We start from the raw sequence: 18,673 nt of genomic DNA, 5'->3' as shown, positions 1-18,673 counted from the left end.
GCCCCGCACCTCGCGCCTCCCCAGCCTCGTCAGTCGCCTCCGCTTCGCTCCGGCGCCTGACTCCCTCGCGCGGTGCTGTCTCGCGGCCGCCGATGACGGCCGCTCGTCGGCACGCGCCACCGCAGAAGATTTTCGAGGTCTGCGTCGCCTATCGCAGGAACTCGATCGCGGCGCCCTGCCCGAAGCCGACGCAGAGCGTCGCGAGCCCGCGGTCGGCGTCCTGTTTTTGCATCTCGTGGAGCAGCGTCACGGGGAGGCGCGCGCCCGAGGCGCCGAGCGGGTGGCCGAGGGCGATGGCCCCGCCGTTGACGTTGTACTGGTCCTCGTCGATGCCGAGCTCGCGCCGCGAGTACTCGCACTGGGAGGCGAACGCCTCGTTGAGTTCGACGAGGTCGTAGTCGTCGATGTCCGTGCCCGCGCGGTCGAGCAGGCTCCGGGTGGCCGGCACCGGGCCGATCCCCATCACGGTGGGGTCGACGCCGGCGACCGCGTTCGTGCCGACCTCGGCGAGCACGTCGAGCCCGTGCTCCTCCGCGAACGCCCTGCTCGTGACGACGGTCAGCGACGCGCCGTCAGAGATCTGCGAGGAGTTCCCCGCGGTGACGCTGCCGTCGCCGGTGAAGGCGGGCGGCAGGTCGGCGAGCTTCTCGGCGGTCGTGTCCGGGCGGATCCCCTCGTCCGCCTCGACGAGCCCGTCGTCCGTCTCGACGGGGACGATCTCGTCGTCGAAGCGGCCCGACTCGGTCGCCTCGGCGGCGCGCTGGTGGCTACGGGCGGCGTACTCGTCTTGGGCCTCGCGGCTCACCTCGTACTCCTCGGCGACCTTCTCTGCGGTCATCCCCATCTGGAGCTGGAAGATGTTGTACTGTTCAGACAGCTCCGGGTGGAGGTGTTCGTAGGAGTCGCCGTCCATCGGGACGCGGCTCATGTTCTCGACCCCGCCCGCGATGATACACTCGCGGTTCCCGGCGGCGATGGCGTCCGACGCCGAGATGATCGCCTGCATCGAGGAGGCGCACCAGCGGTTGATCGAGGTGGCGGGCACCGACTCACCCAGCTCCGAGAGGAGGGCGATGACGCGCGCGACGTTGTTGTCCTGCTCGGTGCGCTGCTGTGCGACCCCCCACATCAGGTCGTCGACGTGGTCGCTCGTCAGCCCCGTCTCGTCGAGCGCATGGTCGATGAGCGTCGTCGAGAGGTCCTCGCTGCGGACGTCCTCGTAGACGCCGCCGTCTTTCCCCTGCGGTGTTCGGTAGGCGGCCGCGATCACGGGCGTGGTCTCGTCTGTCATGAACGATCACAGGCCCGACGACGTATTAAAACGCCGTGGAACGAGCGAGAATCGATCCGAAGTTTATCGTTTACGCTCCAGCAGGCTCTCGCCGGTCATCTCATCGGGGCGGTCGCGCTCCATCAGGTCGAGCAGCGTCGGGGCGATGTCGCACAGCGACCCGCCCTCGCGGACCCGCTTCGCGCCGTCGTCGCCGTCGGGCGTCAGGTAGACGAACGGGACCGGGTTGTACGTGTGGGCGGTGTGGGGGTCGTCCGCGGTACCCATGTCGTCGGGGTTGCCGTGGTCCGCGGTGACGACCGCGTGCGCGCCGGCGGCGGCGATCGCGGAGAGCAGGCGGTCGAGCTGGGCGTCGACGGCCTCGACCGCCTCGACGGCCGCCTCGAAGTCGCCGGTGTGGCCAACCATGTCGGGGTTCGCGTAGTTCAACACAAGCAGGTCGGGGTCGTCCGACGCGATGGTCTCGACGGCCTCGTCGGTCACCTCGGGCGCGGACATCTCCGGCTGCTGATCGTACGTCGGCACGTCCGGGCTCTCGACGATCGTCCGGATCTCGCCCGGGAACTCCACCTCTCGGCCGCCGTTGAGGAAGTAGGTGACGTGAGGGTACTTCTCCGACTCCGCGATCCGGAGCTGCGTGCCGCCGGCGTCCGCGACGACCTCGCCGATCGTGTTCGCGGGGATCTCCGGCGGGAACGCCACCGGGAACTCAAACGTCTCGTCGTACTCGGTCATCGTCGTCATGCGGACCTCGGGCTGGCCGAGGTCGAACTCCCACTCGGGCCGCGTGTCGGTCAGCATCCGGACCAGCTGTCGGGCGCGGTCGGCGCGGAAGTTGAAGAATATCACCGCGTCGCCGTCGGCGAGGGCGGGCTCGTCGGCGACGTGCGTCGGCTCGACAAACTCGTCCGTCTCCCCGCGGGCGTGTGCCTCGCGGGCGGCCGCAACCGCGCTCTCGGCCTCGTTCGGGGCCTCGCGACCGACGATGGCGTCGTACGCCTTCTTCGTCCGCCCCCAGTTCTCGTCGCGGTCCATCGCGTGGTAGCGCCCCGTCACGGTCGCGACGTGACCGGTGCCGCGCTCGTCGGCCTTCGCGGTCACGTCGGCGAGGAACTCGTCGGCGATCTCCGGGGCCGTGTCGCGGCCATCGGTGAACGCGTGGCTCGTGGCGGGCACGCCCGCGTCGGCCGCGGCGTCGATCAGCGCGAGCAGGTGTTCCACGTCCGAGTGGACGCCGCCGTCGGAGACGAGCCCCATGAAGTGGACGCGGCCGCCGGTCGAGTCCGCGTGGTCGAGCGCGGCCGCGACCGCGTCGTTGTCCGAGAGCGACCCCTCCTCCAGCGCGTCCGTGATCCGGGTGTACGCCTGCTTGACCACCCGCCCCGCGCCGATGTTGAGGTGGCCGACCTCGGAGTTGCCCATCTGTCCCTCCGGGAGCCCAACGCGCCGCCCGTGAACCACGAGGCGGCCGTCGGCCCCGCGCTCCGTCGCCGCGTCGAACGTCGGCGTGTCGGCCGCCTTCACGGCGTCGCGGCGGTCGTGGTCGCCGAGCCCCCAGCCGTCGAGGATAACGAGGGCCGTCTCCATACCGCAGCGTGCCGCCCGGAGGGTAACTACCCTTCGATGGGCGGCATCTCGCTCGCCGCCGCTCGCGTCACGTCCCGGTCGTTCGCTCCGCGTCCCGAGCGTTTACCTCATGTCCCAGCTGTTCACGCCACGTCCCGATCCTCGTCGGCGTGCGAGCGGACCCACAGCTCCCCGATCCGCGAGAGGCTCGTCCGGTAGGACTTCCCGTGCTCCTCGCGTTCGATGTACCCCTTCCCGCCGGGACCGAGCCGGTCGACGTTGTAGATCACCTTCGAGCGGAACGAGTCCGTGTACTCCTCGTTGAGCTCGGCCGCGAGCGTCTCCGCCAGCTCGGAGACGGACTCGAACTCGCCGTGCTCGCCGAGCGTGAACAGCACCAGCTCCTCGAACGGCTTGACGTTCTGGAAGGAGGCGACCGGCAGCTCGATCACGTGGCGGTCGCCGATCCGCTTCGCGCCGATGGTGGTGCCGCGCTCGTCGAACTCCGCGAGGAGGTCCGTGGTGCTCGCGAGCCGATCGGCGACGCGGTCGGGATCGACGCCCGCGTCCGCGAGCGCGTCGGCGTCGCTCCCCTGGTCGAGGTCGCGCAGGAGGTCGCGGGTCGCGCGGAGTTCCTCCGCCAACTCGGTTTCGAGGTACTTCTCGGGGGCGGTGTAGTAGGTGTGGATGCGGTCGCGGTCCGCCTGCCGCTCGACCATTATCGAGTGGGCCGCGGTCGCGAACGCGAAGGAGACGGGCCGGGGCATCGAACAGAGGTTCACCCACACCTCGCGCTCGTCGGACTCGTCGACTCCCTCCTCGCGATCGAGTTCAGCGTTGATCAGGTCGAAGGCGCGCTCGAAGGCGGCGTCGTAGTCGTACACGTCGTCCAACTGCTCGCGGACCGTCTCCGCGCCGAGCAGGTTCTGGAAGTCCTGTTCCAGTTTGCGCGCGATGTTGCGCGAGTACTCGACGTTGGCCTCGCTGCCGACCGTCCCCTCCAAGAGGATCACCCGGTCGACGTCGAACTGGTCCCGGATGAGGGGGGCGATCATCCGGTCGTAGTCGAACCCGACGGGCACGACGTGGGTCTGCATACCCTGACCGTGGGTGTGGGATTCATAAAAACCACCAGATCACTCCGCGACGCGAGCGGTCGCGAACGGAGCCGACCTCGCCGCCGGCGCCCGTCTCGCCGCCGGCGAGCTACCCGTCGCTTCCCGTCCGGAACGACAGGTCGAGCGCCGGCGCGGAGTGGGTGAGCCCGCCCATCGAGATCACGTCCACCCCGGTCGCGGCGTAGTCCGGGACGGTCTCGACCGTGATCCCGCCCGACGCTTCGGTCAGCGCGTCTCCGTCCGCGGCGGCCACGCGCTCAGCCGCCGCCGTCGTCTCCGGGGGCGCCATGTTGTCGAGTAGGACGACGTCGGCGCCGGCCGCGGCGGCGCGCGCGGCGGCGTCCGGGCCCTCGACCTCGACCTCGACGCCCGTCGCGAAGGAGGCGCGCTCGCGGAAGCGCTCGATCGCCTCCGTCAGCCCCAGCTCCGCGACGTGGTTGTCCTTGACCATGACCATGTGCGAGAGGTCAAGGCGGTGGGTGTCGCCGCCGGCGGCCGCGACGGCGCGCTTCTCGACGCCGCGGAGCCCGGGCGTTGTCTTGCGGGTCGCCGCGACCCGAACGTCGTCGTCGACCTCGCGGGCGGCCGCGACCGCGGCGTCGGTCCGCGTCGCCACTCCCGAGGCGTGTGCCGCGACGTTCACGGCGACGCGCTCGCCGCGGAGGACCGCCTGTGCCGGTCCCGCGACCCGCAGCAGCGCGTCGCCGGGCTCGACCGCGGTCCCGTCCGCGACGCGCTCGGTCCCGGTCGCGTCGAGGTAGTCGAACACGGCGCTCGCGGCGTCGACGCCGGCCGCGACGCCGGACTCGTTCGCGACGAGCCGGCCGCTCGTCTCGCCCGGCACGTCGTTCGTCACGTCGTGGTGCCCCACGTCCTCGCGGAGCCAGCGCTCCACGTCGGCGTCGGTGAGCATCAGTCGTCGGCCGCCGGCCCGGGTTCGGCGGGCTCGGCGTCGTCCGCGACGTAGTGCGTCCCGACGCTCTCGTCGTTCGCCAGCGCCTGTCGCGTCACCAACAGCGCCGTCACGGTCGCGTTGCGGAGCTCGTACAGCGAGCGCGAGGTCCGCGTCCGGACGTAGGCGTCGACCTCGCCCTTGAGCCGCCGCAGGACGTCGAGCGCCCGTCGGAGGTCGGCGGGGTCGCGCTCGATCCCGACGTGCTCTCCCATCACTCGGCGGAGTCGGCGGAACTTCTCGCGGGCGAACGCTGACGGGAGGTCGGGGTCGCGGTCCAGTAGGTCCGGGGGCGCGACCCGCTCTGGGTCCGCCGGCGCCCCATCGGAACCTGCCGTCTCGGCCGCGTCGGCGCCCGCCCGGAGCCCCCAGACGAGCCCTTCGAGGAGGCTCGTGGAGGCGAGCCGGTTCGCGCCGTGGACGCCGGTCCGCGCGCACTCGCCGACAGCGTAGAGCCGGTCGAGGGTCGTCCGCCCGCGGTCGTCGACGGCGACGCCGCCGCAGAGGAAGTGTTCGGCGGGCGCGACGGGGATCCCCTCGTCGGGATCGACGCCGCGGTCGGCGCACTTCTCGGCGAGCCCGGGGAACGCGCCCGCGAAGTCGAGCGCTCCCACGTCGAGGCGAACCTCGCCCGTGGCGTCGCGCTCGGCGGCCACGGCCCGCGAGACCACGTCGCGCGGCGCGAGTTCGGCGTCGTCGTGGTACCCCGGCATGAACCGCTCGCCGTCGCCGTTGCGCAGTAGCGCGCCCTCACCGCGGACCGCCTCGCTGACCAGGAACCCCTCCTCGTTCGGGCCCGCGTCGTACGCCGTCGGGTGGAACTGGACGAACTCCATGTCGGTCACGTCGGCGCCCGCGAGCGCGGCCATCGCGACCCCGTCGCCGGTGGCGCCGCGCGGGTTCGTCGAGCGCGGGAACAGGTCGCCGACTCCGCCGGTCGCGAGCACGGTCGCGTTCGCGTACATCGGGACGCGACCGTCGTCCGACGCCACGACGGCCCCGTGGACCCGCCCCTCGCGCGTGATCAACTCCAGCGCGGCCGCGTCGCCGACGACCTCGACGCCGTCGCGTCCGTCGAGGTGGTTCAACAGCGGGACGTGGACGTGCTCGCCCGTCGCCGCGCCCACGTGGAGGATCCGGTCCTCGCTGTGGGCGGCCTCGCGGCCGTAGTCGAACGCGTCGGCGCCCGCCTCGCGGTCGAACTCGACGCCGAGCGTGTCGACGAGCACGTCCCGGACGGCGCCGTCGGCGTTCTCGACGAGCACGTCGACCGCGTCCGGGTCGGCCGTCCCGTCCGAGGCCGCCAGCACGTCGCGCTTGAACCGCTCCGGTCGGTCGCGGGCGACGGCGATCCCGCCCTGCGCCCACCACGACGCGGCGTCCGCGGGGCGCGTGGCCTTCGTCGCCACCGTCACTTCGCGCCCCTCGCGCGCTGCGGCGAGCGCGGCCGTCAGGCCGGCGATCCCCGAGCCGACGACCAGCACGTCGGCGGTCTCGTGGCCCGTCATCTCACACCTCCAGCATGCGGTCGAGCGCGACGCGCGCGAGCTCCTTCTCCTCGGGCGCGACCTCGACGACGTTGCGCTCGCGCCCGGCGGCCAGCTCTTCGAGCACCCACGCGAGGTAGTTCGGGTCGATCTGGCGCATCGCGTTACAGTCCATACACGCCTCGCCGCACAGCGGGACGACGTTCACCTCCGGGTGCCACCGCTGGAGGTGGCGGGTCAGGTGGACCTCGGTGCCGATCGCCCACGTCTCGCCGGGGTCGGCCTCGGCGACGGTCTCGCGGATCGTCGCGGTGGAGCCGACCACGTCCGCCGCCTCGACGACCTCCCGGCGGCACTCGGGGTGGACGACGACTCGCGCGTCCTCGTGGTCCGCCCGGACCTGCTCGACGTGTGACGGGCTGAACCGTTCGTGAACCTGACAGTAGCCGTCCCAGAGGATCACGTCGTTGTCGACGACCGCCGCCGCGTCGGCGGAGGCGGCGTCCCACGGGTCCCACTCGGCGATCTCCTCTTCGAGCCCGAGCCGGTGGGCGGTGTTCTCCCCCAGGTGCTTGTCGGGGAGGAACAGCACTTTGTCGCCCTCGTCGAGGGCGTACTCGAAGGCGCGGTGGGCGTTCGAGGAGGTACACACCAAGCCGCCGTGTTCGGCGCAGAACGCCTTGAGGTCGGCGTAGCTGTTCATGTAGGTGACCGGTACGACGTCCGCGTCGGTCGCGGCCGTCAGCTCCGCCCAGGCCGCGTCGACCTGGAGCGCCTCGGCCATCCCCGCCATCGGGCACGACGCCTCCATGCTCGGGAGGACGACCGTCTGGTCGTCGTCGGTGATGATGTCGGCGGACTCGGCCATGAACGTGACCCCGCCGAAGACGACGTACTCCGCGTCGGCCGCGGCGGCCTCCTTGCTCAGCTGGTAGGAGTCGCCGACGAAGTCCGCGTGCTCGACGATCTCGCGTCGCTGGTAGTTGTGGCCGAGGATTACCACGTCGTCGCCGAGCGCGTCCAGCGCCCCCTCGATCCGTCGCGTTCGCTCGGCCTCGTCGAAGTCGCGGTATTCAGGCGGAAGCTGTTCGAGATTATCGTACTTGAAGAGACTGAGTTCGGTATCGAACTCAGCGGTTTCCATTGCTGTCATAGTGTATTTTCGTCGCGTGCTTTCTCACAGACTCGTATAGTGAAAAGATTTTGTCTTCAATAACCTTGTTCGACTGATTACAAGCTCTTTGAGTTCGTTCAGGTGCGCTATTTTCAAACAGCTCGGGCGGTCTCGCCAGCGATCTCGGGAGCGCGGGCCGGTGACCACTCCCCGGGGGCCGCGAGCCCGACAGACCCCGAGTGCGGTAGGAGCTCCCCGCCGCGGGCGATCCGCCGAGCGAGCGCGCCTCATGATTCCCGGGATTCGCGGCCCTCGGGATTCGCCGCGCGAGTGCCGCCTCCCTTACGGTTATGACGTGTCATACCGTACCACTATACGGTATGGCGCAAACAGAGGTCAAAGAGGAACTGTACGTCGACCAGTACACGCTCGGCCTCGTCGGGCCCGACCAGGAGTGGGCCGGGACGGTCGCCGACGGCGGCCGGGTGACGACGTACACGCCGCCGGGCTGTTGGGGGCCGATGGTGACGCCGTCGTTCCGCGGCGGCCACGAGGTGACGCGCCCGATCCGCGTCGAGGGCGCCGAGGTCGGCGACGCGGTCGCGATCCACATCCGCGACGTGGAGGTGACGAGCATGGCGACCAGCACGGGCTCGATGGCGGAGCGGGACGAGGCGTTCGGCGACGACCCCTTCGTCGACCACCGCTGTCCCAAGTGCGGGACGACGTGGCCCGACTCCGTCGTCGAGGGCACCGGCGAGGACGCGATCCGCTGCGCGGAGTGCGGCGCCAACGCCTCCTCGTTCGGCTTCGAGTACGGGTACACCGTCGCGTTCGACCACGAGAACGCGGTCGGGATCACCCTCGACAAGGACGGGGCCCACGAGCTCGCGACCGACGCGGAGCGCGTGATGGACATTCCCGAGAACGCCCGCCAACACCCGATCCTGCTGTACGAGCCGGACGGGATGCCCGGAACGCTGGGTCGCCTCCGCCCGTTCATCGGGAACATCGGCACCACGCCGCCGGTCACCATGCCCGACTCGCACAACGCCGGCGACTTCGGGCAGAGCCTGATCGGCGCCGACCACGACTACGGCGTCGAGACAGAGGACGACCTCGACCTGCGCACCGACGGCCACATGGACGTGCCCGAGGTCCGCGCGGGCGCCACGCTGATCTGCCCCGTCGTCGTCGACGGCGGCGGGGTCTACGTCGGCGACCTCCACGCGAACCAGGGTGACGGCGAGCTCTCCCTCCATACCACCGACGTGAGCGGGACCGTCACGATGGACGTGGAGGTGATCGAGGACGTCGACCTCGACGGCCCCGTCCTCCTGCCGAACGAGGAGGACCTCCCCTTCATCAGCGCGCCCTACAGCGACGAGGAGATCGAGGCGGGCGACGACCTCGGAGACGAACACGGCGTCGACATCGACACCGACGCCGCCCCGATACAGGAGATCGGCTCGGGCGCGACCGCCAACGACGCCACGCAGAACGCCTTCGACCGCGCCGGGACGCTGCTCGGCATGAGCGAGGGCGAGGTCCGCGCCCGATGTACGTTCACTGGGGGCGTCCAGATCGGCCGGCTGCCGGGCGTCGTCCAGCTCGACATGCTCGTGCCCGCGGACGTGCTGGAGGAGTCCGGCCTCGGCGACGTGACGCGCGAACAGTACGGGCTGTAAGTCGGAGCGTCCGTCGCCGCGGTCGATCGCCTCGCTATTGCTGCCGGCGGACCGACGGCACGCACCGGCAGAGCCCCGGTCGCTCGCCGATAGGTGACTGCTGGCCGAGCGGTGACGACCACCGCAATATCCTCCGGCCTCGTGTCCCACGCCTCTCACCGCCGCGCCCGCCCGCGCCCGGCGGTCGTCCGCGACGGCCCCGCCGGGATCCGGCGCGTCGGCCCCTGTGCCTCCGCCCTCTCTCGCAGGCGCTCGACGCGCTCGTCGGTCGACGGGTGCGTCGATAGCCAGCGCTCGGCCGCCCCGTCGGTCCGCTTGTGCGTCGAGAACGGGGCGAACGACCACGTCGGATCGGTCGCGCGCTCGATCCGGCGGAGCGCCCGCGCGAGCGCCACCGGGTCGCCGGTCACCTCGGCCGCGCGGTCGTCGGCCGCGAACTCCCGCTTGCGCGACCGCGAGCGAGCGACGAGCGTCGCGAGGACGAACCCGGCGAACAGCGCGCCCGCGAGCGCCCGGTGGAGCCGCGCGAAGGGGCCGGACCGGTCGCCCGGTCGCCCGCGGATCCACGCCGACGCGGCGGCGAGCCCCGACAGCGCGAGCAGCGCCGGGAGGGCCACCACGGTGGCGATCCCGACCAGCGAGCGCCCGATCCCGTCGGCCATCGCGATCGCGAAGCCGTCGTTCCCCTCCAAGTGCGCCAGCTCGTGCGCGAAGATTGCCTCGATCTCGCGGGGGGCGAGCAGCCGGAACAGTGACCGGTCGATCACCAGCGCGCCGCCGTCCGCCCCACCCCCGACCGCGAACGCGTTCGGCGCGCGCGCGTCGGTGACGTACAGCTTCGGGCGCGCGACGTCCATCCGCGCCGCGAGCGAGTCGACCCGGCGGTGGAGGTCCGGCGCCCGCTCCCGGGGGACGCGGTCCCCCTCCAGGTTCGCGAGGATCTGCGCGGTACCGAGCCGGTAGCTGAGGTACGCCGACCCGAGCGCGGCGGCCGCCAGCAGCGCGAGGAGGACCGGGAGGTCGGGGCGGGCGGCCCAGACCGCGCGCAGCAGGTCGGCGACGAACAGCGCCGCGGTCAGGTAGACGGCGAGCAGGGCGACGCCGACGACCGCCGCGGCCGCGCGGAACGCGAGCCGAGACATGGCCGGAGCTACGCGACGGCGGGGCAAACGCGTTGCGGCCGGGGCGGTCGCCGGCGCCGCGTCGCGACGGCTCGCCGCCCGCGCTCTCGGCGTCCCGACCTCACCCATCCGCCACGCCGGAAGGAAAAGCGGTAATTCCCCGGCGGCGAAACCGGCTGTCATGGACGCACGCGTCCGCGAGCACGCCGAGATAATCGCCGACCACGCCACCGGCATCGAGTCGGGCGACGACGTGGTCATCCAGATGCCCAAGGAGGCCGAGGACCTCGCCGTCGCGCTCCACGAGGTCTGCGGCGACCGCGGGGCGAACCCGATCTACCTCAACTACTCGAAGCGCGCCCAGCGCGCCTTCAAGCGCTCCTCGGAGGAGTTCACCGAGCCGAGTCACCGCCGGGCGCTCTACGAGGAGGCCGACGTGTTCGTCATCGCGCGCGGCGGCGCGAACGCCACCGAGGACGCCGACATCGACCCCGAGACCAACGCCGCGTACAACCGCGCGATGGAGGACGTCAAGCGGACCCGCCTCTCGAAGACGTGGTGTCTCACGCAATACCCGACCGCGAGCCACGCCCAGCTCGCCGGGATGAGCACCGAGGCGTACGAGAACTTCGTGTGGGACGCCGTCTCGCTCGACTGGGACGAACAGCGCGAGTTCCAGTCGAACATGGTCGAGATCCTAGACGAGGCGGACGAGGTTCGGATCGTGTCCGGCGAGGAGACCGACCTCACGCTCGACGTGTCGGGGAACTCCACGCTCAACGACTACGGCGAGGCGAACCTCCCCGGCGGCGAGGTGTTCACCGCGCCGACGCGCGACGGCGTCGACGGCGAGGTCCACTTCGACCTGCCCCTCTACCGCTACGGCCGCGAGATCGACGGGGTCCGGCTCCGGTTCGAGGACGGCGAGGTCGTCTCCCACTCCGCCGAGCGCAACGAGGATCTCCTCTCCGGCATCCTCGACACCGACGAGGGCTCGCGTCGCCTCGGCGAGCTCGGCATCGGGATGAACCGCCAGATCGACCGGTTCACCTACAACATGCTGTTCGACGAGAAGATGGGCGACACGGTCCACATGGCGGTCGGGTCGGCTTACCCGGAGACGGTCGGCGAGGAGAACGCGGTCAACGAGTCCGCCGAACACGTCGACATGATCGTCGACATGAGCGAGGACTCGGTTATCGAGGTCGACGGCGAGGTCGTCCAGCGGAACGGGACGTTCGTCTTCGAGGACGGGTTCTGAGGCGGCCGGCGTATCGAGCGCCGTCGCCGCGCGCGCCGCTCACGCCGACTCGGCGGCTCGCTCCGCGCTCCGGCGACCGAACGCCGCGTACGCGACGAGGAGAACGCCGAACAGCCCGACGGTGCCGAGCGCGGCGGGGACCGGGTAGTCGGCGAGCGGCGCGATCTCCCCCTCAGGCGTCCCAAACACGTCGACGACGCCGGTGCCAACCGACAGCGCGAGCACGGCGAGCCACATCGTTCCGACGGCGTACCCGAGCGGGACCAGTCGGTCCGTGCGTGCCGCGTGCGCGACGACCGCGCCGCCGCCGAGGACCGGGAGCGCGACGAGCGGGCCGGTCGGGTCGGGGAGAAGAACGCTCCCGCCGAGCGCGATCGCCGTCCAGTAGACGACGACGGCGACGGCCCTGCGGAGCGGGTCGGGGACGGACATGGCGTGAGCGTTCGGGCGGGTGGCACAAAACGGTCCGGGGCGTCCCGCCGCCCGCGCGTTCCCGCGGACACCGCGGCGACATTTATATCGCGAGGACGCGGACGGACCGGTATGCCCGAGGAAGTCATCTTCGAGTCCGAGAGCCGGCGGAGCCGCGAGGAGATTGCCGCGTACCTGCGGACGGTCGCGGACTCGCTCGACGACGGGAGCGCGATCACGCTCAGACGCGGCGAGGAGTCGACGACGCTGGACCCGCCCGCGAGACCGACCTTCGAGGTGAAGGCGGAGCGCGAGGGGGCCGCGGAAGGGCCGGGCGAGCTGAGCGTCGAGTTCGAGCTGGAGTGGGACGAGAACGGCGGCGAGGAGAGCGCGGACGGTGAGCTAGAGATCGAGTAGTCGGACTGTTCCGGGGTCGGCGACGAGAAGGGCGCGTCTCGTTCGCCCCGGCAGTCCCCCGTTCGCCGTCGACCGCCCGCCGTTCGTATATCGACCGCGTCGCGCGTGTCGCGCTACGGGACTTCGCCGGGGACCTCGACGAACGCGTCGCGTGCGGGGAGGTGATCGAGCGTGTCGTCGACCTCGACGCGGACCGACTCCATCCGGTCGAGGAGCTCCTCGTACTCGTCGGAGTTCGTCGTGCCCGCGGCCTCCAGCGCCGCCTTCTTGGAGGCGAGCGCGAAGAACTCCTGGCTGCGCTCGTCGAACGCGGCGCGGTGGAGCAGCACCTCGACGAGCGTGACCAAGTCCTCCTTGGTCACCGGCTTCGTCTTGTAGTCGTCGAACGGCATCTCGACGATGTCGACGTCCGGCTCGACGGCGGTCAGCATCGCCACGCGGGCGTCGTACCCCTCGTCGCGGATCGCGTCTAACACCTCATGGCCCGACATGTCGGGCATCCGTCGGTCTAGGAGGACCACGTCGACCGCGTCGTCCATCGCGTCGAGCGCCTCCTCGCCGCCGGTCGCGATCCGAACGTCGTAGGACGGGTCGAGGTACACCCGATACAGTTCCGCGAGGTCCGGCTCGTCGTCGACCGCGAGGACGGTCGCGTCCGGATCGCCCGTCATTGGCGGGACCTCCCGGTCCGTCCCTCGCGGTTCGCGAGCGCCGGACCGGCGCGTCTACCCGCCGTTCGTGCGTCCATGAGCGGATGTTATCTCACCTCCGTCTAAAACGTTGACTCCTAATTATCGTATTTGATACCGCAGGAGGCTGAGGGCGTTCATCCCCGCTCCGGGGGCCCGGCGGTCGCGCTCGTCTCGCCGATCCAACGGTCTCTCCGTGACCCAAAGGCACATTTACGCCCGCATCCTATTCCGGATAACGAATGTCTCACAGCCCGTCACTCCCCGACCGCCCGCGGTTGGAGCTCGACCCCGAGATGAGCGACGCGGAGCGGCTGGAGGCGATCCGCCAGCACTACCGGCGGATCGTTCAGGTGAACGATGAACTGGAAGATCGGCTCGCCGACGCAGAAGGGCGCCGCGGCGAGCTGAAGGACGACGTCGAGCAGCTGAAACGCGAGAACGAGGTCCTGAAGACCTCCTCGCTGTACATCGCCTCCGTCGAAGAGATCACCGACGACGGCGTCGTGATCAAACAGCACGGCAACAACCAGGAGGTCCTCACGCAGGCCGCGACGCGGCTCGACGAGGACCTCCGTCCCGGCGACCGCGTCGCGATCAACGACTCGTTCGCGGTCCAGCAGGTGCTCGACGACGAGACCGACTCCCGGGCGCAGGCGATGGAGGTCACCGAGTCCCCGGAGGTCGAGTACGCCGACATCGGCGGCATCGACGACCAGATCCGGGAGGTTCGCGAGGCCGTCGAGGACCCCCTCGAGAACCCCGAGCAGTTCGAGACGGTGGGCGTCGAACCCCCGAGCGGCGTCCTGCTCCACGGCCCGCCGGGCACCGGGAAGACGATGCTCGCGAAGGCGGTCGCCAACGAGTCCGACGCGACGTTCATCAAGATGGCCGGCTCCGAGCTCGTCCGGAAGTTCATCGGCGAGGGCGCGCGGCTCGTCCGCGACCTCTTCGAGCTCGCCGCCGAGCGCGAGCCCGCCGTCATCTTCATCGACGAGATCGACGCGGTCGCCGCCAAGCGGACGGACTCGAAGACCTCGGGCGACGCCGAGGTCCAGCGCACGATGATGCAGCTGCTCTCCGAGATGGACGGCTTCGACGACCGCGGCGAGGTCCGGATCATGGCCGCGACCAACCGCTTCGACATGCTCGACGAGGCGATCCTGCGTCCCGGCCGTTTCGACCGCCTCATCGAGGTGCCCGAGCCCGGTCCGGAGGGCCGCGAGCGCATCCTCGAAATCCACACCGCGGACATGAACGTCGCCGACGGCGTCGATCTCGGCGTCGTCGCCCGCGACCTCGACGGGTACAGCGGCGCGGACATCGCCTCGCTGGCGACCGAGGCCGGGATGTTTGCCATTCGCGACGGCCGCACCGAGGTGACGCAGGCGGACTTCGAGCAGGCCCGCGATAAGCTTCAGGACGCGGATACAGAGGACGAGCAGGTCATCAACTACCAGTACTGAGGCGACTGCGACTACGTGATTGAAGTTCGGTTTTTGCGAGGTGCTGTTGTGCCCGTTTCTTCGGCTGAAATTCCAGCGGTTCGTTTATAAATAGTTGACTGTGGATCGGCGGCGACCACCGCCAAAGCCCCAGCCGTGAGGCGGGCGCAGGCGATGTAAGCACCGCAGCGAGTGAGCGGAGCGCAACGAGCGAGGGGCGCAACGAGCGTGCGCCCGCCTCACGGCTGCCCCTTTGAGTCCCGCCCGCACCGCGCAGCACCGCACCTCACGCCTCCCCAACCTCGTCGCTCGCTGCGCTCGCGACTCCCTCGCGCGTGCTGCTCGCGGCCTACCGGCCGCCCGCAGGCACGCGCCACCGCCTTTTTATGAGTGTGATGCTCTCCGCGCCGGCGGGCGGGTTCGTAACCCCTTACCGCGCTCGCCGCCGATTCGCCGGTAATGAACACCATCCACGTCGCCGGCGGCGTCGGCGTCGCCGACACGGCGATGGCCTCCTACGACGCCGCGCTCGCGGACGCGAACCTCCACAACTACAACCTCGTGGCGGTCTCCTCGGTCGTCCCCGCCGAGGCGACCGTCGAAGCGGTGTCGGAGGCGCCGGATCTGGGTCCCGCTGGAAACCGGCTCACGGTCGTCGAGGCGCGCCGGACGATCGGTCCCGGGGACGAGGTCGACTTCCGCGAGGGCGGTCGCGCGGGCGCCGAGGGCGCCGAGTCGAAGCGCGCGCCCCGCCGACATCCCGACGCGGTCGCGGGGCTGGGCTGGGCGACCGGCCCGGGACCGGGACTCTTCTACGAGGTGACGGGGGAAGATCCCGAGGGCGTCCGCGACCGGATCCACGCGGGGCTCGACGCCGGGGGCGACCTCCGCGACTGGGACCTCCCGGACCGCGAGACGCGCGTCGAGACGGTCGCCGCCGAGCCGGACCGGTACGCGACCGCGGTCGTGGTCGCGGCGTACGGCGAGTCCGAGCCCATCCTGTAGCCGGCGCGAGCGGTCCGGCGTCGGGTCGAAACCGCGGTCGCCGCCGCCGACGCCTTTTTGACTCGGCTCCGCATACTTGTCGTGTCTTCGAATGAACGGCAACAACCCGTACGCCGGGGCACCGGGTGTGACGGACGCGGGCTCGCCCGCGGCCGTCGACCTCTCTCCGGACCAGGAACGGCAGCTCCGGCGCGCGGTCGCCGGAATCGTATCGCGCACGGAATCGTATCTGCCCGACAGCTACGCCGTCGGCTCCGAGCTGTCCGTCGGCGCGAACGGTCCGCAGGCGACGGTCGCCGTCAACCCCCCGGCCGGCCACCCCGTCTCGGCCGGCTTCACCCCCGACCCGGAGGACTTGGACGCCGGCATCGCCGAGTCCGACACCGACGAGGTCGCCCGCGGCCTCGCCGCCAGCGCGGCGGTTCAGGTGATGGACGCGGTCGGCGACATCACGCCGACCGCGAAGTGAGCTCCGGCTAACACGCAGTCCGACCGTTCTTACCGGTCCGCGCCGTTCCGCGCTCCGTCGCTTTCTCCCGTGCCCTCCGAGTCGTCGCGCGGGTACACCCGCAGGTCGCCCTCGCCCGGCGGCCTCAACGCGCCCGTGACGCGGCCGTACATGCCGAAGATGTCGTCGTACCCCTCCTCGCTCGCGAGGATCGGGACCAGCCCCGGCTCCTCGACGCGGTGGGTGTACACGTCGTCCTCCGCGAACACGGCGCCCTCCGGGATCGCCTCGAAGTTCGCGAAGTGGACGCGCGGCTCGCCGCCGCCCTTCGGCACCTCCTCGTCGCCTTTCACCACGACCGTCTCCGAGAACGTCGGCGGCTCGTCCGCGATCGCGCCGTGAACGCGGAGGAACGCTCGACACGCCTCGTGGCCGAACTCGACGGCCGCCTCGCTCCCCTGTCGGCCCACCTCGATCGAGACGGTGTGCGGGATCGTGGAGTCGAGCGTCGTCGACCGCAGGCCGCTCGCGTCGACGACGTGGTCGACCGGGAGCCCGGTGACGGTGCGGCGGACGGACTCCGTGAGGTCGCTGAAGATGGCGAACGGCGGCGGGGCGCTGTGGGAGGTGTGGAGCGCGAGCACGGCGTCGAACTCCTCCAACTCGGCGGCGAGCCGCGGCGCCAGCGCCCGCTCGTACTCGTCGCTGTCGGCGTCGCCCGGGAAGGCCCGGTTCAGGTCCGCGTCCGTGTAGCGCGTCTCGGCCGCGATCGCCGGTTCGTTGGCGAGTATCAGCCGGACGAGTCCGTCGGACTCCACGCGGTCGTCGTTCGGGTCGAGGGGTGGGAGTTCCTCGGCGAGCCGCTCCACTATCCGGACGCCGGCGGGCTCGTCGCCGTGGATCCCGCCGACGATCGCGACGCGGGCCGACCCCGCCGACCCGCGGTCGATCGTTTGCATACCGTGGGTACGACGCGGTCGGCCAATAAATCGTCGCGATCCGCGCGCGGGGATCCTCAGCGGTCGAACCGCTCCGCGATCGCGGCGCGGTACCGGCGCGCCAGCCGCCGCGCGACGAACCGGTCGCGGGGGTCCACGCCGAGGAGTCGGAGCGCGGCCGCGTACGCCGCGAGCCCGATCACGCTCCCCGCGAGGACCGCCGGGAGACCGGTCAGCAGCGCCCGGACCGCGAACATCGCGGCGGCCGCGACGCCGCCGGCCGCGAGCGGGGTGAGGAACGTCCGGTCGAACGGCCACAGCCCCTCGAAGCGGCGGAGGAGGACGACCTGGATCCCGTTCTGGACCGCGATGGCGAGCGACGTGCCGAGCGCGGCGCCGACGAGCCCGTAGCGGACGACGAACGCGTACGTCAGGCCGACGTTGAGGACCGCGAGCAGCCAGTCGAGCGCCATCCGCGCGTACTGGCGGTCCGTCATCATCAGCAGCCAACCGGTCGCGCCGACCGCGCTCCCGACGAAGACGCCGCCGAGGTAGACGACGAGCGGGAGGTACCCGGCGACGTACGCCTCGCCGAACAGGCCGAGTATCTCCCGGCCGTACACCACGAGCGCGGCGAGTATCGGGACGACGGCTGTGACGATCTGCCGCGTGACGGAGCCGTACACCTCGTTGAGCGTCGCCGTCCGGTCGTCCGCGTACAGCTCCGAGGCGACCGGCGGGAGCAGTTGGGTGAAAGATAAGAGCGGGATCCACGCGACCGCGATCACCACGAGGACGACGTTGTACACGCCCGCCGCGGTCGCCGTCAGCAGCGCGCCGACGAGCAGCACGTCGACGCGGTTCTGGAACACCTTCCCGAGGCTGCTCATCGCGACGGGCGCGGCGTGGTCGTAGAAGCGGCGCGCCTCCGCGCGAGCACCGCGGAGCGTCGGGCGAACACCGGTGACGGACGCCAAGAGGGGGACGGCGGCCGCGGCCAGCAGTCCCGTCGCGGCGACGATGGCGCCGGCGACGCCGACGACCGAGTAGCCGAGCGTGAGCGCGCCGACGGCGCCGACCAGCCGGACGCCCGGGCGCAACAGCTTGTTGAACAGGACCTCGCCGCGGGCGGACCCCACCGCGCGGAAGAGCGCGGACGCGACCATCACGACCCCGAGCAGCCCGACGAGGCCGCCGAACGCGCGCATCGTTCCCGTGAACGCCGGCTCGGTGACGGTGCGGGCGTTTATCTCCGGCGCCGCGAGCCAGACGCCGACCGCGATCGCGACCCCGAACCCGATCGTCGTCGCGTACGCGAGACCGGCGACGGCGCCCTGCCGGCCCGCGTCGTCCGCGTACTCCGGGAGGTACCGCTGGATCGCGGGGACGCTGCCGAACGTCACGAGCCGGGAGCAGAGCTGAGCGATCCGCCACGCCAGCGCGTACACGCCGTAGGCGGTCGGGCCGAGCCCGCGGGTCAGCGCGAACTCGGCCGCCGCGATCAGCGCGCGCTGGCCGGCGACCCCGCCGGAGGTGAGCACGGCGCCGTGCGCGATCGTCTCTAACGCCTCGCGCTCGTCGTCGGGGATCTCGCCGCGCTCGCGCTCGTCGTCGGGGATCTCGCCGCGCTCGCGCTCGTCGTCGGGCTCGGTCGCCGCCGCCTCGCGTTCGCTCTCCACGGTCGTCTCTGCCGATCCGGTCGCGGTCGCGCAAAAAAAGGGA

General features: G+C 71.2%; 17 protein-coding genes. 6 read left to right on the top strand and 11 right to left on the bottom strand.

Annotated elements, in window-relative coordinates; translation table 11 throughout:
• Positions 1-148 precede the first annotated feature (148 nt).
• The 6 genes from B9H04_RS04300 to nadA form a co-directional block, all read right to left on the bottom strand.
• Positions 149-1,291 (bottom strand): thiolase family protein, encoded by a 1,143-nt coding sequence (locus B9H04_RS04300; protein WP_049931566.1) that lies wholly within the window; start codon positions 1,289-1,291, stop codon positions 149-151.
• A 63-nt stretch (positions 1,292-1,354) separates the two neighbouring features.
• A complete protein-coding gene (gene gpmI / locus B9H04_RS04295) occupies positions 1,355-2,878 on the bottom strand; it encodes a 2,3-bisphosphoglycerate-independent phosphoglycerate mutase (protein WP_085682477.1) in 1,524 nt (507 codons plus the stop codon).
• 122 nt (positions 2,879-3,000) lie between these two features.
• Entirely contained in the window at positions 3,001-3,954 is a 954-nt protein-coding gene (locus tag B9H04_RS04290; RefSeq protein ID WP_049931568.1) for an HFX_2341 family transcriptional regulator, read from the bottom strand.
• A gap of 109 nt (positions 3,955-4,063) precedes the next feature.
• On the bottom strand, positions 4,064-4,888 hold the full coding sequence (nadC, locus tag B9H04_RS04285) for a carboxylating nicotinate-nucleotide diphosphorylase (RefSeq protein ID WP_085682476.1): 825 nt from the start codon (positions 4,886-4,888) through the stop codon (positions 4,064-4,066).
• On the bottom strand, positions 4,888-6,435 hold the full coding sequence (locus B9H04_RS04280; RefSeq protein ID WP_049931570.1) for an L-aspartate oxidase: 1,548 nt from the start codon (positions 6,433-6,435) through the stop codon (positions 4,888-4,890). Before B9H04_RS04280 ends, nadC begins: the two co-directional genes overlap by 1 nt.
• Before the next feature lies 1 nt (position 6,436).
• Positions 6,437-7,567: a quinolinate synthase NadA gene (gene nadA, locus B9H04_RS04275; RefSeq protein ID WP_049931571.1), complete on the bottom strand. Its 1,131-nt coding sequence runs from the start codon at positions 7,565-7,567 to the stop codon at positions 6,437-6,439.
• A gap of 341 nt (positions 7,568-7,908) precedes the next feature.
• On the opposite strand from nadA, the gene B9H04_RS04270 reads away from it, so the two are divergent.
• Positions 7,909-9,216 (top strand): acetamidase/formamidase family protein, encoded by a 1,308-nt coding sequence (locus tag B9H04_RS04270; RefSeq protein WP_049931572.1) that lies wholly within the window; start codon positions 7,909-7,911, stop codon positions 9,214-9,216.
• Positions 9,217-9,371: 155 nt separating this feature from the next.
• On the opposite strand, the gene B9H04_RS04265 is transcribed toward B9H04_RS04270, so the two are convergent.
• Positions 9,372-10,358, bottom strand: a complete 987-nt coding sequence (locus B9H04_RS04265) for a M48 family metallopeptidase (RefSeq protein ID WP_049931573.1) — start codon at positions 10,356-10,358, stop codon at positions 9,372-9,374.
• Between the two features lie 160 nt (positions 10,359-10,518).
• On the opposite strand from B9H04_RS04265, the gene B9H04_RS04260 reads away from it, so the two are divergent.
• Complete coding sequence (locus B9H04_RS04260; RefSeq protein ID WP_049931574.1) at positions 10,519-11,598, top strand: aminopeptidase; 1,080 nt, start codon at positions 10,519-10,521, stop codon at positions 11,596-11,598.
• A gap of 39 nt (positions 11,599-11,637) precedes the next feature.
• Here B9H04_RS04260 and B9H04_RS04255 read toward each other — a convergent pair whose 3' ends face one another.
• Positions 11,638-12,030: a hypothetical protein gene (locus B9H04_RS04255; protein ID WP_049931575.1), complete on the bottom strand. Its 393-nt coding sequence runs from the start codon at positions 12,028-12,030 to the stop codon at positions 11,638-11,640.
• 111 nt (positions 12,031-12,141) lie between these two features.
• Here B9H04_RS04255 and B9H04_RS04250 point away from each other — a divergent pair, with 111 nt between their 5' ends.
• Positions 12,142-12,426, top strand: a complete 285-nt coding sequence (locus tag B9H04_RS04250) for an amphi-Trp domain-containing protein (RefSeq protein ID WP_049931576.1) — start codon at positions 12,142-12,144, stop codon at positions 12,424-12,426.
• Positions 12,427-12,539: 113 nt separating this feature from the next.
• Here the strand turns inward: B9H04_RS04250 and B9H04_RS04245 are convergent, their stop codons facing one another.
• Entirely contained in the window at positions 12,540-13,097 is a 558-nt protein-coding gene (locus B9H04_RS04245; protein WP_085682475.1) for a response regulator, read from the bottom strand.
• 260 nt (positions 13,098-13,357) lie between these two features.
• Between B9H04_RS04245 and pan2 the strand changes: the two genes are divergently transcribed.
• From pan2 to B9H04_RS04230, 3 genes are all read left to right on the top strand, one after another.
• Positions 13,358-14,581, top strand: coding sequence for a proteasome-activating nucleotidase Pan2 (gene pan2 / locus B9H04_RS04240; RefSeq protein WP_049931578.1), 1,224 nt, complete (start codon positions 13,358-13,360; stop codon positions 14,579-14,581).
• Positions 14,582-15,019: 438 nt separating this feature from the next.
• Positions 15,020-15,565, top strand: a complete 546-nt coding sequence (locus B9H04_RS04235) for a pyruvoyl-dependent arginine decarboxylase (protein ID WP_049931579.1) — start codon at positions 15,020-15,022, stop codon at positions 15,563-15,565.
• A gap of 91 nt (positions 15,566-15,656) precedes the next feature.
• Complete coding sequence (locus tag B9H04_RS04230) at positions 15,657-16,034, top strand: DUF5811 family protein (protein WP_006628157.1); 378 nt, start codon at positions 15,657-15,659, stop codon at positions 16,032-16,034.
• Between the two features lie 29 nt (positions 16,035-16,063).
• Here the strand turns inward: B9H04_RS04230 and B9H04_RS04225 are convergent, their stop codons facing one another.
• Both B9H04_RS04225 and B9H04_RS04220 read right to left on the bottom strand, forming a co-directional pair.
• A complete protein-coding gene (locus B9H04_RS04225) occupies positions 16,064-16,972 on the bottom strand; it encodes a M14 family metallopeptidase (RefSeq protein ID WP_049931580.1) in 909 nt (302 codons plus the stop codon).
• Positions 16,973-17,028: 56 nt separating this feature from the next.
• Entirely contained in the window at positions 17,029-18,570 is a 1,542-nt protein-coding gene (locus B9H04_RS04220; RefSeq protein WP_249025092.1) for a lipopolysaccharide biosynthesis protein, read from the bottom strand.
• Positions 18,571-18,673: the final 103 nt, after the last annotated feature.

This window comes from Halorubrum ezzemoulense DSM 17463 (assembly GCF_002114285.1).
Lineage (GTDB): Archaea > Halobacteriota > Halobacteria > Halobacteriales > Haloferacaceae > Halorubrum > Halorubrum ezzemoulense.
Note: the sequence above shows the minus strand (reverse complement) of the source record. Positions and strands in the feature narration are given on the sequence as shown.

What these genes read in the sequence shown, in the direction of transcription:
- B9H04_RS04230 (WP_006628157.1), top strand. Translation starts at nt 15,657, where the DNA reads ATGAACGGCAACAACCCGTACGCCGGGGCACCGGGTGTGACGGACGCG.
- nadA (WP_049931571.1), bottom strand. Translation starts at nt 7,567, where the DNA reads ATGACAGCAATGGAAACCGCTGAGTTCGATACCGAACTCAGTCTCTTC.
- B9H04_RS04255 (WP_049931575.1), bottom strand. Translation starts at nt 12,030, where the DNA reads ATGTCCGTCCCCGACCCGCTCCGCAGGGCCGTCGCCGTCGTCGTCTAC.
- B9H04_RS04225 (WP_049931580.1), bottom strand. Translation starts at nt 16,972, where the DNA reads ATGCAAACGATCGACCGCGGGTCGGCGGGGTCGGCCCGCGTCGCGATC.
- pan2 (WP_049931578.1), top strand. Translation starts at nt 13,358, where the DNA reads ATGTCTCACAGCCCGTCACTCCCCGACCGCCCGCGGTTGGAGCTCGAC.
- B9H04_RS04280 (WP_049931570.1), bottom strand. Translation starts at nt 6,435, where the DNA reads ATGACGGGCCACGAGACCGCCGACGTGCTGGTCGTCGGCTCGGGGATC.
- B9H04_RS04270 (WP_049931572.1), top strand. Translation starts at nt 7,909, where the DNA reads ATGGCGCAAACAGAGGTCAAAGAGGAACTGTACGTCGACCAGTACACG.
- B9H04_RS04245 (WP_085682475.1), bottom strand. Translation starts at nt 13,097, where the DNA reads ATGACGGGCGATCCGGACGCGACCGTCCTCGCGGTCGACGACGAGCCG.
- B9H04_RS04265 (WP_049931573.1), bottom strand. Translation starts at nt 10,358, where the DNA reads ATGTCTCGGCTCGCGTTCCGCGCGGCCGCGGCGGTCGTCGGCGTCGCC.
- gpmI (WP_085682477.1), bottom strand. Translation starts at nt 2,878, where the DNA reads ATGGAGACGGCCCTCGTTATCCTCGACGGCTGGGGGCTCGGCGACCAC.
- nadC (WP_085682476.1), bottom strand. Translation starts at nt 4,888, where the DNA reads ATGCTCACCGACGCCGACGTGGAGCGCTGGCTCCGCGAGGACGTGGGG.
- B9H04_RS04250 (WP_049931576.1), top strand. Translation starts at nt 12,142, where the DNA reads ATGCCCGAGGAAGTCATCTTCGAGTCCGAGAGCCGGCGGAGCCGCGAG.
- B9H04_RS04300 (WP_049931566.1), bottom strand. Translation starts at nt 1,291, where the DNA reads ATGACAGACGAGACCACGCCCGTGATCGCGGCCGCCTACCGAACACCG.
- B9H04_RS04235 (WP_049931579.1), top strand. Translation starts at nt 15,020, where the DNA reads ATGAACACCATCCACGTCGCCGGCGGCGTCGGCGTCGCCGACACGGCG.
- B9H04_RS04260 (WP_049931574.1), top strand. Translation starts at nt 10,519, where the DNA reads ATGGACGCACGCGTCCGCGAGCACGCCGAGATAATCGCCGACCACGCC.
- B9H04_RS04290 (WP_049931568.1), bottom strand. Translation starts at nt 3,954, where the DNA reads ATGCAGACCCACGTCGTGCCCGTCGGGTTCGACTACGACCGGATGATC.